At 60.6% G+C, this 14,827-nt stretch carries 19 protein-coding genes; 12 read left to right on the top strand and 7 right to left on the bottom strand.

Annotated features, from left to right (window positions below; all coding sequences use genetic code 11):
• Positions 1 to 45 precede the first annotated feature (45 nt).
• Positions 46 to 1,146 carry a chorismate synthase gene (gene aroC / locus Q1A44_RS03200; protein WP_299619561.1) on the top strand — a complete coding sequence of 367 codons (1,101 nt, stop codon included), beginning with the start codon at positions 46 to 48 and terminating at the stop codon, positions 1,144 to 1,146.
• Here aroC and Q1A44_RS03195 read toward each other — a convergent pair.
• Entirely contained in the window at positions 1,143 to 1,724 is a 582-nt protein-coding gene (locus Q1A44_RS03195) for a TetR/AcrR family transcriptional regulator (protein WP_299619558.1), read from the bottom strand. The genes aroC and Q1A44_RS03195 overlap by 4 nt on opposite strands.
• A 143-nt stretch (positions 1,725 to 1,867) precedes the next feature.
• Here Q1A44_RS03195 and Q1A44_RS03190 point away from each other — a divergent pair, with 143 nt between their 5' ends.
• Together Q1A44_RS03190 and Q1A44_RS03185 are read left to right on the top strand one after the other, a co-directional pair.
• Entirely contained in the window at positions 1,868 to 2,266 is a 399-nt protein-coding gene (locus Q1A44_RS03190; protein ID WP_299619555.1) for a DM13 domain-containing protein, read from the top strand.
• A 42-nt stretch (positions 2,267 to 2,308) separates the two neighbouring features.
• On the top strand, positions 2,309 to 3,244 hold the full coding sequence (locus Q1A44_RS03185; protein WP_299619551.1) for a DMT family transporter: 936 nt from the start codon (positions 2,309 to 2,311) through the stop codon (positions 3,242 to 3,244).
• A gap of 9 nt (positions 3,245 to 3,253) precedes the next feature.
• On the opposite strand, the gene Q1A44_RS03180 is transcribed toward Q1A44_RS03185, so the two are convergent.
• Together Q1A44_RS03180 and Q1A44_RS03175 are read right to left on the bottom strand one after the other, a co-directional pair.
• A complete protein-coding gene (locus Q1A44_RS03180) occupies positions 3,254 to 3,595 on the bottom strand; it encodes a nuclear transport factor 2 family protein (RefSeq protein ID WP_299619548.1) in 342 nt (113 codons plus the stop codon).
• A gap of 3 nt (positions 3,596 to 3,598) precedes the next feature.
• Positions 3,599 to 4,465, bottom strand: coding sequence for a branched-chain amino acid aminotransferase (locus Q1A44_RS03175; protein WP_299619545.1), 867 nt, complete (start codon positions 4,463 to 4,465; stop codon positions 3,599 to 3,601).
• Positions 4,466 to 4,618: 153 nt separating this feature from the next.
• Between Q1A44_RS03175 and Q1A44_RS03170 the strand changes: the two genes are divergently transcribed.
• Genes Q1A44_RS03170 through Q1A44_RS03135 form a run of 8 tightly spaced genes read left to right on the top strand, consistent with a single transcriptional unit; the run spans position 4,619 to position 10,829 of the window.
• The gene (locus Q1A44_RS03170; protein ID WP_299619542.1) at positions 4,619 to 5,131 is read left to right on the top strand and encodes a MarR family transcriptional regulator; all 513 of its coding nucleotides are present in this window, start codon (positions 4,619 to 4,621) and stop codon (positions 5,129 to 5,131) included.
• A complete protein-coding gene (locus Q1A44_RS03165; protein ID WP_299619539.1) occupies positions 5,128 to 5,829 on the top strand; it encodes a response regulator in 702 nt (233 codons plus the stop codon). Before Q1A44_RS03170 ends, Q1A44_RS03165 begins: the two co-directional genes overlap by 4 nt.
• Positions 5,829 to 6,143 (top strand): hypothetical protein, encoded by a 315-nt coding sequence (locus Q1A44_RS03160; protein ID WP_299619536.1) that lies wholly within the window; start codon positions 5,829 to 5,831, stop codon positions 6,141 to 6,143. Before Q1A44_RS03165 ends, Q1A44_RS03160 begins: the two co-directional genes overlap by 1 nt.
• Before the next feature lies 1 nt (position 6,144).
• Positions 6,145 to 7,080: a histone deacetylase family protein gene (locus tag Q1A44_RS03155; protein WP_299619533.1), complete on the top strand. Its 936-nt coding sequence runs from the start codon at positions 6,145 to 6,147 to the stop codon at positions 7,078 to 7,080.
• Positions 7,081 to 7,323 (top strand): exodeoxyribonuclease VII small subunit, encoded by a 243-nt coding sequence (locus tag Q1A44_RS03150; RefSeq protein WP_299619529.1) that lies wholly within the window; start codon positions 7,081 to 7,083, stop codon positions 7,321 to 7,323. It abuts the gene before it with no gap.
• Between the two features lies 1 nt (position 7,324).
• Positions 7,325 to 8,191, top strand: a complete 867-nt coding sequence (locus tag Q1A44_RS03145) for a polyprenyl synthetase family protein (RefSeq protein WP_299619526.1) — start codon at positions 7,325 to 7,327, stop codon at positions 8,189 to 8,191.
• Positions 8,192 to 8,201: 10 nt separating this feature from the next.
• Positions 8,202 to 10,130 (top strand): 1-deoxy-D-xylulose-5-phosphate synthase, encoded by a 1,929-nt coding sequence (dxs, locus tag Q1A44_RS03140; RefSeq protein ID WP_299619523.1) that lies wholly within the window; start codon positions 8,202 to 8,204, stop codon positions 10,128 to 10,130.
• A 39-nt stretch (positions 10,131 to 10,169) separates the two neighbouring features.
• Positions 10,170 to 10,829: a hypothetical protein gene (locus tag Q1A44_RS03135; protein WP_299619520.1), complete on the top strand. Its 660-nt coding sequence runs from the start codon at positions 10,170 to 10,172 to the stop codon at positions 10,827 to 10,829.
• Here Q1A44_RS03135 and Q1A44_RS03130 read toward each other — a convergent pair.
• Positions 10,814 to 11,407 carry an exopolysaccharide biosynthesis protein gene (locus Q1A44_RS03130; RefSeq protein WP_299619517.1) on the bottom strand — a complete coding sequence of 198 codons (594 nt, stop codon included), beginning with the start codon at positions 11,405 to 11,407 and terminating at the stop codon, positions 10,814 to 10,816. The genes Q1A44_RS03135 and Q1A44_RS03130 overlap by 16 nt on opposite strands.
• Complete coding sequence (locus Q1A44_RS03125) at positions 11,394 to 12,254, bottom strand: SDR family oxidoreductase (RefSeq protein ID WP_299619515.1); 861 nt, start codon at positions 12,252 to 12,254, stop codon at positions 11,394 to 11,396. The genes Q1A44_RS03130 and Q1A44_RS03125 overlap by 14 nt, the downstream gene beginning before the upstream one ends.
• A gap of 75 nt (positions 12,255 to 12,329) precedes the next feature.
• Between Q1A44_RS03125 and Q1A44_RS03120 the strand changes: the two genes are divergently transcribed.
• Complete coding sequence (locus tag Q1A44_RS03120; RefSeq protein ID WP_299619512.1) at positions 12,330 to 12,962, top strand: methyltransferase domain-containing protein; 633 nt, start codon at positions 12,330 to 12,332, stop codon at positions 12,960 to 12,962.
• 56 nt (positions 12,963 to 13,018) lie between these two features.
• On the opposite strand, the gene Q1A44_RS03115 is transcribed toward Q1A44_RS03120, so the two are convergent.
• Entirely contained in the window at positions 13,019 to 14,023 is a 1,005-nt protein-coding gene (locus tag Q1A44_RS03115) for a sterol desaturase family protein (RefSeq protein ID WP_299619509.1), read from the bottom strand.
• Complete coding sequence (locus Q1A44_RS03110) at positions 14,013 to 14,768, bottom strand: class II aldolase and adducin N-terminal domain-containing protein (protein ID WP_299619506.1); 756 nt, start codon at positions 14,766 to 14,768, stop codon at positions 14,013 to 14,015. The genes Q1A44_RS03115 and Q1A44_RS03110 overlap by 11 nt, the downstream gene beginning before the upstream one ends.
• Positions 14,769 to 14,827 lie beyond the last annotated feature (59 nt).

Here is a 14,827-nt window from a genome sequence, read left to right as displayed (position 1 = left end):
CCCGCGCCGTATTTCCCCAATGCAATTGCAATCGGAGCCGCCCCAATGTCGATCAACAGCTTTGGCCATCTTTTCCGCGTGACCACATGGGGCGAAAGCCACGGGCCTGCCCTGGGGGCGACTGTCGATGGCTGTCCTCCCGGCGTGGTGATTGACGAGGCGATGATCCAGCAGTGGTTGGACAAGCGCAAACCGGGACAGAACAAATACACCACCCAACGTCGCGAGGCGGACGAGGTCCGCATATTGTCCGGCGTGTTCGAGGGGGTCACCACCGGCACGCCCATTCAGTTGATGATCGAAAACACTGATCAGCGTTCCAAGGACTACGGAGACATCGCCGAGAAATTCCGCCCCGGCCATGCTGACATCACCTATTGGCAGAAATACGGCATCCGCGACTATCGCGGCGGGGGGCGTTCCTCGGCCCGTGAAACCGCGTCGCGGGTTGCGGCCGGTGGGTTGGCGCGGGCCGCCTTGGCCAAGCTGGTGCCAGGGATCGAGATCAAAGGCTACATGACCCGGATGGGCACTCACGAGATTGACCGCGACACCTTTGATTGGGGCCAGATTGACCAGAACCCGTTCTGGGTGCCCGATGCAGGTGCTGCCGAAACCTGGGCCACCTATCTTGATGGTCTGCGTAAGTCCGGGTCCAGCGTCGGAGCGGTGATCGAGGTTGTCGCGCGGAACGTGCCCCCGGGCCTCGGCGCACCGGTCTATGGCAAGCTGGACACGGACCTCGCCGCCGCAATGATGTCGATCAACGCGGTCAAAGGGGTCGAGATCGGCGAAGGCATGTCGGCGGCCATGCTGACGGGCGAGCTGAATGCAGACGAGATCACGATGGGTCCGGACGGGCCGGAATATTCCTCCAACCACGCGGGTGGTATCCTTGGTGGCATCTCCACCGGCCAGGACGTGGTTGTGCGCTTTGCCGTCAAACCAACCTCGTCAATCCTGCAAACCCGCAAGACGATCACCAAATCAGGCGAGGACGCCGAAATCATCACCAAAGGTCGCCACGACCCCTGCGTTGGCATCCGCGCGGTGCCCGTGGGCGAGGCCATGATGGCCTGCGTGATTCTCGACCACCTGCTGCTGGATCGGGGCCAAACCGGCGGCGTGCGCGGCCCAATCGGCTAAGCCAGCATCACGCCCACAGACCGGACCGCATTGCGCAGCATATCGGGCGCGATACGGGCGCGGGCCATGGTGCGCAGGCCGACATATTGCGAGATCAGCATACAGGCGAGTTCGCGGCGCGCGTCCTCGGGCAGGTCCTTGTGTTTGGGCGACGCCTTGAGCGCCTCGCCCATCGCATCACGCAACGCACCAAGGCCACGAGAGACCGCCTCCGCGATCTCGTCGTCATACATGCTGGGACCGGCCGCCGCGGTACACAGCAGACAACCGCGCCTGTCCCCGTCGGTCACGGCACGGTAGGAATTGGTGAACATCGCCATGATGCGATCCGCCCCGTTGGGGACCCCACAGTCAGTGAGCATCGTCACACCCGCTTGCACCGCCATGCCCTCGTAATGCTCAAGCACACGCAGAAATAGCGTCTTTTTGTCGGTGAACGCCTTATAAAGGCTCCCGCGCGTCAGCCCCATGCCCTCCAGCAAATCAGGCAGGGACGCGCCCTCGTAGCCGTGAGTCCAAAAGACTTGCATCGCCTTTTCCACGGCGTCTTCGGTTCGAAATGATCTGGGGCGGGCCATCTGTCTTCTCCATTCGCTTGGCCCTCTATATAGGATATGGAACCAATTAGTCCAGAACTCACGCCTTTGTGTTTTGTACCGATTGGTTCCCTATGTTATCTGTGCTCCATCGCAACGAAGACCGCACCCAAAGGACCAAGCACATGTTCAAAACAATCCAAACCTTTCTGGCCATCGCATTGGCCGCCATCATCAGCTTTTCCGCAATGGCCAACGCCGGAACCACGACCGTGGCCAAAGGCAACTTTACTGGCGCATCCAACCACATCACCACCGGCCTCGTCGAAGTCGTCAAGAACGCCGATGGGAGCCACACGGTCATCCTGGCTGACAACTTCAGCCTCGACGGTGCGCCCGACCCCCGCGTTGGCTTCGGCAAAGATGGCAAATATGACACTTCCACCGGCATGGGCCTGCTGAAGTCGAACACCGGCTACCAGACCTTCACCGTACCTGCTGGTGTGAACCCTGCCGACTACAACGAAATCTACATCTGGTGCCTGAAGTTCAGCGTGCCTCTGGGCGTCGCATCGCTCCTCTAAGGGTTGCGTTCAACACCACAAACCTCCAAGGGTCGGGGCATCATGCTCCGACCTTCCACTCAGAACCGCCCCGGTACCGCCATAGCGCTCAAGCTGTTGGCGGTGTTTTTGTTTATGGTGATGGCGGCCATGATCAAGGCCGCAACCCAGAACGTTCCGGCAGGCCAGGCGGTCTTCTTCCGCTCGCTTTTTGCCATGCCGATTATCGTCCTTTGGATTTGGCAAAGGGGTGAGATTCGCGAGGCCTTGGTGCCCAACAACCTGATGGGCCACGTCTGGCGCGGGATTTTCGGCACGACCGCAATGGCGCTGACCTTTGGCGGCTTGGGCCTCTTGCCTCTGCCCGAGGTGACGGCCATCGGCTATGCCACGCCCATGTTCACGGTCATTCTAGCCGCTGTGATGCTGGGCGAGCGGGTGCGCTTGTTTCGGATCAGTGCCGTGGGCCTCGGCCTTGTGGGCGTAATGATCGTGATGTGGCCGCGGCTCAGCGTCGACACCCTGGGCACAGCGACGACCATCGGTGCGTTGATGGTATTGGGGGCTTCGATCCTGCGAGCCTTGGTCCAAATCCATATCCGCACACTCGTTCAAACTGAACACACCGCCGCTATCGTCTTCTATTTCTCGATGACCGCCACGCTGCTGAGCCTACTCAGCCTCCCCTTCGGCTGGGTCATCCCCGACGGTCGCGACTTGATCCTGCTGGTGGGCGCGGGTCTTATCGGCGGCGTGGCTCAAATCCTGGTCACCTCCAGCTACCGCTTTGGCGGGGCATCAATGCTGGCGCCCTTCGACTACGCCTCGCTGATCTTTGCGGCGCTCATCGGCTATGTGATCTTTGCCGAGGTCCCCACATCCGCCACGGTCATCGGTGCCGCGCTGGTGGTCTTGGGCGGCGTACTGATCATCTGGCGGGAACGGCAATTAGGGGTGGACCGACGCAAAGCGCGGCAGGTGACGGACCCTAAAGGGTGAGGTCGTATGTCACTTTCGATGACACGCCGACGCCTCTACCACCAACCCATCAGGCCCGAACCGCAGCGTTTCTGCCGCCAAGACATCCCGTTGGTTGCGGTAGGTGATGACCAACATGCCGTAACCATGCAGCACATCCACCACCACAAATGACAGGTCAGGTTGGGCCGCCAGCGCCCGGCCCCAATAGTCGCGCAGCGCGTCCTTGCCGTGCAACTCACCCCGCCCCACCAAACGCATCGCCTTGTGCGAGCGAAAGATCACATCCGCGCTGTAATGGGCGAGGATGCGATCCAGATCGTGTGAATTCCAGGCGGCTTCCCACGCCTCAGCAAAGGCGTCGAAATCCAAGGATCAGGCCCGCACCAGCTTTTCATAGTCTTCGGCAATCTCGCGAGTGATCGCGCCAACCTCAAAGTTGAAGTCTGCAATCTCGCCCACGGGGGTCACCTCGGCCGCTGTGCCGGTCAGCCAGCATTGCTCAAACCCTTCCAGCTCTTCGGGCATGATCACGCGTTCGTGGACCTTGATCTGTTTGTCCTCAAGCATGCCAATCACTGTCTGCCGGGTCAGGCCGTTCAGAAACACGTCCGCTTTGGGCGTGTGAACCTCACCATCTTTGACGAAAAAGATGTTGGCCCCTGTGCACTCGGCCACGTAACCACGATAATCCATGAACAGCGCGTCGGAACAGCCTTTGGCCTCGGCCGCGTGCTTGGACGTGGTACAAATCATATAGAGGCCCGCCGCCTTGGCGTGGACGGGGATCGTCTCGGGCGAGGGGCGCTTCCACTTGGCGATGTCCACCTTGGCGCCCTTGAACTTGGCGTCGCCGTAATAGCTGCCCCATTCCCAGGCCGCGATGGCCAGGTGGACAGGGTTGCGTGCCGAAGAGACACCCATGTCTTCACCAGCACCGCGCCACGCCACCGCGCGCACATACGCGTCCGTCAAGCCATTGGCCGTCAGGACCTGCTGCTTGGCGGCCTCAATCTCGTCGACAGTATAGGGGATCTGAAAGTCCAGCTCTCCGGCCGAAAAGTGGAGCCGTTCGGAGTGTTTGCGGCTCAGGAAAATCTTGCCATTATACGCCCGCTCACCCTCGAACACAGAGGACGCGTAGTGCATGGCATGGCTCAGGACGTGGACATTGGCACTGCGCCAATCGACCATTTGGCCGTCCATCCAGATTTTACCGTCGCGATCATCATAGCCAGCCATATCAGCCTCCCGTTTTGCAATAGTTGCGCGGTTAAGTCCACATCGGACATAAAGTTGCGCAAAACCTGCGATTCGATAGCGCTTCACTCTTGGAATGTCAACAAGGCTGACATAAACTGACTACAAAAGACGTATCCAAACGACGGGGACAGCATGGGCGACGGACGGGGCAGCGGGAGCATCAGGGGTGAAAACCTTCTGTTCCTCACGGACGAGCAGTTGCGGCAAGGGATCGAGGCGATGTTCTTTGCCTATCGCGGCTTTACCGCCGACCCGGATCGCATCCTGACCGACATGGCCTATGGGCGCGCCCATCACCGGGCGATCCATTTTATCAATCGCGCGCCGGGGACGACGGTAAACAATCTGCTCAACATTCTTGGCGTCACGAAACAATCGCTGAACCGAGTGCTGCGAACTCTGATCGAGGATGGACTGGTCGAAAGCCGTGTAGGGAAATCAGACAAGCGCGAACGCCATCTCTATCTGACCGAAGAGGGCCGCGCACTTGAAGGCCGGTTGTCGGACGCCCAACGCGCCCGTATGCGCGCGGCCTTTCGCGATGCGGGCCCTGATGCGGTGGCGGGCTTTCGCACGGTGCTAGAAGCGATGATGGACACAGAGATGCAGCGCACCTACACCAGACTGAAGGAGAGCGGGACATGAGCGATTTTGATGCACATTTGCTGATCGTCGATGATGACGAACGCATCCGTACGTTGCTGCAGAAGTTCCTGATGCGGCACGGGTTTCTGGTGACCGCAGGGCGCGACGCCGCCCATGCGCGACGCATCCTCGGGGGCCTCGACTTTGACTTGATCGTCATGGACGTCATGATGCCCGGCGAGGATGGCATCAGCCTGTGCCGGTCCCTGCGTGAAACCCACACGACCCCCATCTTGCTGCTGACCGCCAAAGGCGAGACCGACAACCGGATCGAAGGGCTGGAGGCGGGTGCCGACGATTACCTGTCAAAACCTTTCGAACCCAAAGAACTGTTGTTGCGCATTAACGCGATCCTGCGCCGGGTGCCCGACGTGGCCGCAGATCAGGCGACGCCAAAAATTCTGACCCTGGGCCCGATCCGCTATGACATGGAACGGGGCGAGATGTGGCAAGGCTCTGATCTTGTCAGGCTTACCGCCACGGAAATGCAGTTGATGAAGCTTTTCTCCGCCAAGCCCGGCGAAGCTATCAGCCGCGCCCAATTGGTCGAGGATCTGGGCCGCGACCGTGGTCAGGCCCAGGAACGCGCTGTGGACGTGCAGATCACCCGCCTGCGCCGCAAGATCGAGAGCAATCCAAAACAGCCCCGCTACCTGCAAACGGTGCGTGGAGCCGGGTACATGTTGGCGCCCGATTGATGGACCATCAAACCGTTGCTATCAACCTTTGGGCACTGAGGCGATTGCGCAAGCACATGCGCAAAAATCATCCCCAAGAACTCAAGAAAATGATCGCCCATGACCCCAATGGCAAATTGAACGACCTGTATTTTGGCGGTCGAAATGGCGGCGAATTGGGAACGCTTCAAAATGCTTGCACGGACCCAACACTGTTCCCGGTCCATGTCCTCGCAGATGACGAGGTCGTCCGGCTGATTAAGCGTGTGCAACGCGGGACGGTTGGCTCACTTTGGTTTTTTGCTGCGCGGGTACTCTGGCAGTCGAGGAACTGACATGACAACAGCACTTCTCACTCATTCCGACGGCCTGTTGCACGTCACGCCCTCCGGCATGCCGGAACAGGTGGCACGGCTCGACTACATTCAGCGGGCGTTGGCCGACCTTAATCTGCTCCGCGTCGATCCGCCGCTGGCCGATGATGCCTCTATCGCGCTCTGCCACCCGCAAGCCTACATCGACTTCGCACGCTCAAAGGTGCCGACGGACGGTTTCTCGGGCCTCGACCGCGAGACAGACGCTGAAACCTTCCTCTCTCCGACCTCTTACAACGCCATCTGGCGCGCCGCCGGGGGCGCGGTCAAAGCCGTGGACATGGTGCTGGACGACGAAGCACAGAACGCCTTTGTCGCCATGCGCCCGCCCGGCCACCATGCGGAACAATCCCTGCCTATGGGGTTCTGCATCTTTGGCAATGTCGCCATCGCCGCCAAACATGCGCTGGAGGTGCGGGGCCTTTCGCGTGTCGCCGTCGTCGACTTCGACGTGCATCACGGCAATGGCACGCAGGCTCTTTTGCAGGACGATCCTCGGGCGCTGGTCGTCACTTCGCAGCAGATGCCGCTTTGGCCAGGCACGGGCCTCGCCTCGGATCGCGGCCCGCACCAGACCGTGCTGAACCTGCCGCTGGCCCCCGGCACCGACGGCGCCCATGCCATCGCGGAATATGAGGCCAAGGTTTTGCCCGCGCTGCATGCGCATCAGCCCGAGTTGATCCTGATCTCTGCCGGGTTCGATGCCCATCAGGACGACCCACTGGCCCAGCTCAATTGGTCCGTGGACACCTATACGCAACTTACCGATATGCTCACGAACGCTGCACAAACCCTGTGCAAGGGCCGGGTGGTATCAGTGCTGGAAGGTGGCTATGATCTGGATGCGCTGGCTGCCTGTGCCCGCGCCCATGTCCAATCGCTGATAAAGGCCGCATGAATGACCGACCGCCCCGTAGACGAGATGAGCTTTGAAGAAGCGATGGCCGAACTGGAACAGGTTCTGGGCCAGTTGGAACGGGGCGACGTGGCGCTGGACGCCTCGATCACCCTCTATGAACGAGGGGCCGCACTCAAGGCACGTTGCGAGGCCAAGCTGAAAGAGGCCGAGGAAAAGGTAGCCGCGATCACGCTGGACGCCGACGGCAATCCCACCGGTCTGAAACCTGTCAGCGACCAGTAACGTGTTCGACCAAAGACTGATCGAGGCCGCGACCGCCGTTCAGGCGCAGTTTGATGCCGTATTGGGGGCGTTGCCCGATGTACCTGTGGTCGAGGCGATGGCGCATGCCACGAACGGGGGCAAACGGCTGCGTGGGTTTTTAGTCTTGGAAAGTGCGCGCTTGCATGGGGTGTCTGCCGGGGCGGCCATCTGGCCCGCAACGGGGATTGAGGCACTACATGCCTATTCCCTGGTCCATGACGATCTGCCTTGCATGGACGACGATGACCTGCGCCGGGGCGCACCAACCGTGCATGTGAAATGGGATGAGGCGACCGCTGTGCTCGCCGGCGACGCGCTGCAAACGCTGGCGTTTGAAATGATTGCGCGGCCCGAGGCAGGCTCGGGCGATGTGCGCGCCGATCTGGCACTGTCTCTGGCCAAAGCGTCAGGTGCCGAGGGTATGGTGTTGGGCCAAGCTCTCGACATCGCTGCCGAATCCGCTGACCGGCCCCTGGCCCTTGATGAAATCACCGCTCTGCAACGGGGCAAGACTGGCGCACTGATCGAATGGTCCGCCACTGCGGGCGCGCGCATGGCGCAGGCGGACCTTGGACCGCTCCAGACCTATTCCCGCGCCCTAGGCCTCGCCTTTCAGATTGCCGACGATGTGCTGGACGTGACCGGCGACGCCGCCACAGTGGGCAAGGCAACGGGCAAGGATGCGGACGCCGGCAAGGCCACTTTCGTGTCCCTGCTGGGGTTGGACGAGGCGAAACGCCGCGCTGATGATCTGGTGACGCAGGCCTGTGACGCGCTAGATGTGTACCAAGCGGAGGCAGACGTATTGCGGGACGCCGCCCGCTTTGTCGTGACCCGCAAGAAATGAAAGACGCCTGATGTCTGACCGCCCCAACACCCCGCTTCTGGACACTGTTCAACGCCCTGCTGACCTCAAACGGTTTTCGGATGGCCAGTTGCGCCAGATCGCGGATGAGGTGCGGGCCGAAACCGTATCCGCCGTGTCCGTCACCGGTGGGCATTTGGGTGCAGGTCTGGGCGTGGTCGAATTGACCGTGGCGCTGCACGCCGTGTTTGACACGCCCCGGGACAAGATCATCTGGGACGTCGGCCATCAATGCTACCCCCACAAGATCCTGACCGAACGGCGCGACCGCATCCGCACCTTGCGGATGAAGGACGGTTTGAGCGGTTTCACTAAACGCAGCGAATCTCCCTATGATCCATTTGGGGCGGCGCATTCTTCGACCTCGATCAGTGCCGCCTTGGGCTTTGCCGTGGCGCGTGATCTGGGCGGAGTGGTGCCCGAAGGGCTCGGAGACGCCATTGCCGTGATCGGCGACGGCTCGATGAGTGCCGGGATGGCCTACGAGGCACTCAATAACGCGGGCCATTTGGGCAAGCGTCTGATCGTGATCCTCAACGACAACGAGATGTCGATTGCCCCGCCCGTGGGCGCGATGTCGTCATACCTGTCGCGGCTCTATGCCCAAAACCCGTTTCAGGATTTCAAAGCGGCGGCCAAAGGGGCCGTTAGCCTGTTGCCCGAACCCTTCCGCGAAGGGGCAAAACGGGCCAAGGAAATGCTCAAAGGCATGGCCGTTGGCGGGACTTTGTTTGAGGAGTTGGGGTTCAGCTATCTCGGCCCCATCGACGGGCATGACATGTCGCAACTCTTGCCAGTGTTGCGCACCGTCAAGGACCGTGCCACCGGCCCGATCCTGATCCATGTGTTGACGAAAAAGGGCAAGGGCTACGCACCCGCTGAAACCGCTCGGGACAAGGGGCACGCGACCGCCAAGTTCGACGTGGTGACAGGCGAGCAGAAAAAAGCACCCTCAAATGCACCGAGCTATACACGCGTGTTTGCTGAACATCTGATCAAGCAGGCACAAGACGATGACAAGATTTGCGCCGTCACAGCCGCGATGCCCGATGGCACGGGTTTGAACCTCTTTGCCGAACGCTATCCCAGTCGCTGCTTTGACGTTGGTATCGCCGAACAGCATGGTGTGACATTCTCGGCGGCCTTGGCTGCGGGCGGGATGAAGCCGTTCTGCACGATGTACTCAACCTTTCTGCAGCGCGGCTATGATCAGGTTGTGCACGATGTGGCGATCCAACGGTTGCCCGTGCGCTTTGCCATCGACCGGGCGGGGCTTGTGGGGGCCGATGGGGCCACACATGCGGGGGCCTTCGACGTGGCCTATCTCACCAACCTGCCGGGCTTTACCGTGATGGCTGCGGCGGACGAGGCAGAACTGGCGCATATGGTCGCCACCGCGGCCGCCCACGATGACGGCCCCATCGCCTTCCGCTTTCCCCGTGGGGAAGGAACCGGCGTGGATATGCCCGAACGCGGCATCCCGCTTGAAATCGGCAAGGGGCGGATGATCCGCGAGGGCAAGGGCGTTGCGCTGCTTAGCTTTGGCACGCGGCTGTCAGAGGTCGAAAAGGCCGCCGAAAACCTGGTCGCCAAGGGAATTACGCCCACCATCGCTGATGCGCGCTTTGCCAAGCCTCTCGACCGCGATCTGATCCTTGATCTGGCGGCCAACCACGATGCGCTGATCACCATCGAAGAAGGCGCTGTTGGTGGTTTCGGCAGTCACGTTTCGCAACTCTTGGCGGAGGAAGGCGTGTTCGACCACGGCCTCAAGTATCGTTCCATGGTGCTGCCCGACATCTTCATCGACCAGGCCAGCCCGGGCGACATGTATGCCGTCGCTGGCATGAACGCCGAACATATCGAGGCCAAGGTGCTTAGCATCCTTGGCGTGACGTCAATCGGCGAGGCGCGGGCCTAGAGCTTGCGCCGACCAAAAACGTCCGCCAACGTGGCTTACATGGATATTCATAACCGCTATGTCATCCTCTACCGCTGGGCCGTTTTTCTGCTCGCGGCGGGCTATTGCCTCTACCAACTGGTCTATGGATCGTGGAGCGGGCCCGGCGGCCCTTTTCGATACCTCACCATCTGGGCGCTGTTCCTGTCGTTTTATTCTGCCAGCCGGATGCTCGCGCTCAGTGAACATCGGATCACGCGACGCCACGAAGTAACGGCCACTTGCGCAGCCGTTCTGAACGTGATGGTCGTCTATCTGTATTGGCAGCTTTATTTCACTGACCCGGCCTTGGTGAACAACGGCGGGCCGATCATCTGGCACCAGGAATACTACCTGCACGCCCTTGGACCTGCGTTGCAAATCATCGACGCACTGTTCATCGGCCGGGTCTTTCGGCGGGTCTGGCGGGCGATCCTGCCGCTCTTGGCGATCATTGCCGCCTATGTGGCTTGGGCCGAGCTGTTTGTGCAGCGGTTCAACAACAGGCCACAGGGCGAGGTGACCAGCGGGTTACCGTACCCCTTTCTCAACAACATGGAACTGCCTGAGCGCGCGGTTTTCTATGCCGCAAATGGCGGTACGGCAATGGCTCTGTTGGTCGTCTTTGGGCTTGTCGGTGCAGTGCTTTACCGGATGATGCGGTCTCAGGCCCCGGCCTGAAGCAGCCACAGAATGGCCGCCACCATGGCTCCCACAACGACATAGCCCCACAACACATAGAGCCCATCGCGGGTCAAAAGACCAAAGGACATCAAGGCGACAGCCCCTGCCCCGATGGAGGTGACAAAGGGCAACAGCTCCAGAAACGGCCAGATCATCGGGACCACAGTGCAGGCCAACAGCGTCACAAGCCGCAAAGGACCGGAGGTCAATATCCGCAGGCGTGGGTGCGAATGACGATCAATCCAGTGGGCCGGGCGGCGCATATGGGCAATGGATTTAATCATCCGGTCTGACCGCAACCGCCGGTCGCGCAGAAACGCTGGCAGCCACAAATGCTGCCGCCGCGCGAGCGCCTGGCCCATGACCAGCAGAATGATGATAGCCGAGATCGTTGGCAGGCCCGGGATACCCGACAGGGGCGAGACCAACACAAGAGCGATGGCCAACACGATGGGCATGATCGACCTGTCACCGATTTTGTTCAATATATCCTGAACTGACACCTCGTCGCCCGTCGCCGCGCCCTCAAGCCGATCAAGGAGCGCAGTGAGCGTGCCGCGGTCAGGCGGTGTCATCTGCCAAAAGGGCCGCAAGGCCCGCGCGGTAATCGGGATAGATCAGCTTGATACCCAATTCATCCTTGATCCGGTCATTCCTTACCCGTTTGCTTTCGGCATAAAAGCTGCGGGCCATGGGTGTCATCTCTGCCGTCTCGAACGGAACGGCTGGAGGGACCGGCAGGCCCAATAGCTCAGCGGCATGGGCGATTACATCCTCCGGTGGCGCCGGATCGTCATCGCAGACGTTATAGGCCGCACCCGGGTTGGGCCGAGCGATGGAGGCCGCGACGATCTGTGCGATGTCGTCAACATGCGTGCGCGAAAACACCTGGCCCTCTTTGATGATCCGCCGGGCGGTGCCGGCACGCACCTTGGCAAAGGGGCCCCGCCCGGGGCCATAGATGCCCGCAAGCCTGAAGATATGCAGCGGCAGATCCGGGATGGCGGCCCATGCGGCTTCCGCTTCCTTGCGCCACTGACCCCGGCGGGTCGAGGGGACAAGCGGTGTATCCTCGTCCACCCAACCGCCCTGATGATCGCCGTAAACGCCGGTGGTCGAAAGGTAACCCACCCATTCGAGTCGCTTGGCATGGCGCGCGATCTGATCTGCATAGGCGTTCAGCACCGGATCACCCTCAGCCGTGGGACCGGCAGAAACCAGGACATGGCTTGCCTGCACCAAGGCACCGGTTACATCTCCGTCCCCGGGAAAGATCAGCGGCTCAACACCCTGTTCGGCCAGCTTGGCGGCCTTTTCCGCGCTGCGTGTTGTCCCGATGATGCGCCAACCCTGGGGCAAAAGCAGGCGGGCCAACCCTTGGGCAGAATAGCCGTGGCCGAAGGAAAGAAGTGTCTGTGTCATGCGCAATACGTGGCCCCAACTGCGGCGCAGGGCAAGCCCCTTGCCAATCTTGGCACGTCACCGCCTAATGCGGCCATGACCGAAAAACCCGACCTCGAAAGCGCCTACGCGCTGCAAACACCCGACGACTCTCGCAGGCTTTATGCGCAATGGGCCAAGACCTATGACAGCGATTTTGCCGAACAGAACGGCTATATCCTGCATGAACAGGTGGCACGGCACTTTGTGAATATGGGCGGGTTTGGGCCTGTCTTGGATGTAGGGGCAGGCACGGGGCTGTGCGGCGTGTGCCTGCGCGCACGTGGGGTTGAACCGGTGGATGGCACCGACATTTCCAAAGAGATGTTGGCCGTTGCGGAAGCCAAAGGTTGTTACCGGGCCGTGTTCACCGGCGACGTTCTGCTTGGCCTGGACGCGGCCGAAGACACCTATCAAGGCGTGGTGAGTTCCGGCACCTTCACCCATGGGCACGTGGGCCCGGATGGTATTGATGCGGTGATGCACGTCGTGCAGCCACACGGCTGGATCGTGTTGTCGGTCAATGCAGCGCATTTCCAGGCGGCAGGGTTTGCCGCGAAAATCGCCATGTTAGAGCCGCATATCAGTGATTTGACCACCACCGAAGTGCCTGTCTATGCCAACGACGCACCGGGCGAACACGCCCGTGACACCGCTCTACTCTTGGCCTTTCGCAAGGCTGAAAAGTAGAGGCGCAAGGCGCACCAAGAGGTTTGCCTTATGGGGGTGCGGCCCTGTTGCGTTCATCAGGTATACATCTGCTTTTTGCGGGCCCGTGCCTCTTCTGTCGCCCGGCCCGTACCGTCGTGATAGCTGCCGAACCAACGGTCCCAAGGCATCTCCACCGTGCCGTAATTGCACTCAAAATACCGGTGATGCAGCTGGTGAAAGAAGACCCCCATGCTCAGCTGCGGGTTGTCCTTGACCATCAGGTCTTCGAATCCTGAATGCGAAAAAACGGGATGCGTCGATTGCACATAGCCGTGAAACATCACGTGGATCGGGTGGCTGGGCACCACGAGGTGAATCGCAAAGTTCGTGTAGAACAGCAAGTGTTCCACCGGGTGCATCGCGATCCCCGACCAGGGGCCTACATTGACGTTCCGGTGGTGCAGGGCATGCGCCAGTTTATAAAGCGGCGGCCAATGTAGCGCACGATGCACCCAATAGAAGTGAAAGCTGCTCCAGATCGGGATAAGCACAAAGGCGGCCACGAACCAGACCGGGTTGTCGGGAAAGAACATGCTGGGCGCATAGCCGTTGGCCATCATCCAGAAAACACCGATTTGCGCCAGGCTCCACAACGTGATCCCGCTGACAATGTGCCAGAACATGTTGTCCAGAACCTGGTTGTTAAAGGTGAACGACCCGTTCTTGCGGTTCTGGTCGCGGGGGTCGAATTTGGATGTGTCCCCCTGCCCTTTGCGCGTGATCAGCCAGTAGTGCAGCCCGCCTGCGATCAGGCATTGCGGCACCAGATTGGCCATCCAGACCCGGATCATCCAACCGGGTTGGAAGGTCTGCATCGTCTCTAACGCGGGCAGAATGATGAAATAGGCGCCAAGTGCCAGCACCAGACAGAGCGTTGTGGTCGAGATTTCGAACCAGAAGGCGGCGTACCATCGAAAGATCGCCATGGGGCGTAGCGGCCATTGAAACAGTGGGTTCTGCGCAATTGGTGTCGGTGGGCGATGGTTCCAGCGGGCAGCCTCTTTGGCTTCAGCCCCATCCAGCGCCCCATCAGCTGGCATAGTTCGACCCTTCCTCGTCCAGAATCGCCTTCAACTCGGCCAGATGCCGTTCGTCCTGTTCGGGATAATCCTCGATCTCTTGCGCTGTCTTGGCCGCCACATCATCAGGGATCACCCGCAGGGGTTTGCCGGTTTGCAAGGCCAGCAAATACGTCTGACAGGCCCGTTCGAAATAGAACATGCGGTTAAAGGTCTGGGCCACCGTGTCGCCCAATACCATGATCCCGTGATTGCCCATCACCATCACCTTTTTACGAGGGTCATCAAACAGCTTGGCACAGCGCTCGCCCTCTTCCTCGAACGCCAATCCGCCATAGGCGTCATCCACCACGACCCGATCAAAGAACATGCACCCGTTTTGATCCACGGGCGGCAAACGACTGTCAGCCAGCGCCGCCAAAGCCGTGGCATAAGGCGAGTGGACGTGCATGGCACAGCGGGCATGCGCGCAGTGCCGGTGCATACCGCCGTGCAGCCCCCAGGCCGTCGGATCAGGCGCATCAGGTCCTTCCATGCTGGCCGGGTCATTGGCATCCACCACAATCAGGTCCGACGCCATGATCCGGGAAAAATGCATCTGGTTGGGGTTCATCAGGAACTTGGTGCCGTCGTCGTTGATGGCGAGGGAAAAGTGGTTGGCCACCGCCTCGTGCATATTCAGGCGCACGGTCCAGCGGAAGGCGGCGGCAAGGTCTACGCGTTCCTGCCAGTGGTCCATGTTGGGACGCAATTCGGTGACGGTCATGATCAGGGCTCCCTTTGGTTCTTGGCGTCAGGGTGCGCAGGGGGCCGCCCCAGGATCAA

Source organism: uncultured Tateyamaria sp. (genome assembly GCF_947503705.1).
Taxonomy (GTDB): Bacteria; Pseudomonadota; Alphaproteobacteria; order Rhodobacterales; family Rhodobacteraceae; genus Tateyamaria.
This window is presented reverse-complemented; position numbering and strand designations above follow the sequence as displayed.

Coding starts and splice junctions, on each gene's coding strand:
- aroC (WP_299619561.1), top strand. CDS start 46: ATGTCGATCAACAGCTTTGGCCATCTTTTCCGCGTGACCACATGGGGC.
- Q1A44_RS03195 (WP_299619558.1), bottom strand. CDS start 1,724: ATGGCCCGCCCCAGATCATTTCGAACCGAAGACGCCGTGGAAAAGGCG.
- Q1A44_RS03190 (WP_299619555.1), top strand. CDS start 1,868: ATGTTCAAAACAATCCAAACCTTTCTGGCCATCGCATTGGCCGCCATC.
- Q1A44_RS03185 (WP_299619551.1), top strand. CDS start 2,309: ATGCTCCGACCTTCCACTCAGAACCGCCCCGGTACCGCCATAGCGCTC.
- Q1A44_RS03175 (WP_299619545.1), bottom strand. CDS start 4,465: ATGGCTGGCTATGATGATCGCGACGGTAAAATCTGGATGGACGGCCAA.
- Q1A44_RS03170 (WP_299619542.1), top strand. CDS start 4,619: ATGGGCGACGGACGGGGCAGCGGGAGCATCAGGGGTGAAAACCTTCTG.
- Q1A44_RS03165 (WP_299619539.1), top strand. CDS start 5,128: ATGAGCGATTTTGATGCACATTTGCTGATCGTCGATGATGACGAACGC.
- Q1A44_RS03160 (WP_299619536.1), top strand. CDS start 5,829: ATGGACCATCAAACCGTTGCTATCAACCTTTGGGCACTGAGGCGATTG.
- Q1A44_RS03155 (WP_299619533.1), top strand. CDS start 6,145: ATGACAACAGCACTTCTCACTCATTCCGACGGCCTGTTGCACGTCACG.
- Q1A44_RS03150 (WP_299619529.1), top strand. CDS start 7,081: ATGACCGACCGCCCCGTAGACGAGATGAGCTTTGAAGAAGCGATGGCC.
- dxs (WP_299619523.1), top strand. CDS start 8,202: ATGTCTGACCGCCCCAACACCCCGCTTCTGGACACTGTTCAACGCCCT.
- Q1A44_RS03135 (WP_299619520.1), top strand. CDS start 10,170: ATGGATATTCATAACCGCTATGTCATCCTCTACCGCTGGGCCGTTTTT.
- Q1A44_RS03130 (WP_299619517.1), bottom strand. CDS start 11,407: ATGACACCGCCTGACCGCGGCACGCTCACTGCGCTCCTTGATCGGCTT.
- Q1A44_RS03125 (WP_299619515.1), bottom strand. CDS start 12,254: ATGACACAGACACTTCTTTCCTTCGGCCACGGCTATTCTGCCCAAGGG.
- Q1A44_RS03120 (WP_299619512.1), top strand. CDS start 12,330: ATGACCGAAAAACCCGACCTCGAAAGCGCCTACGCGCTGCAAACACCC.
- Q1A44_RS03115 (WP_299619509.1), bottom strand. CDS start 14,023: ATGCCAGCTGATGGGGCGCTGGATGGGGCTGAAGCCAAAGAGGCTGCC.
- Q1A44_RS03110 (WP_299619506.1), bottom strand. CDS start 14,768: ATGACCGTCACCGAATTGCGTCCCAACATGGACCACTGGCAGGAACGC.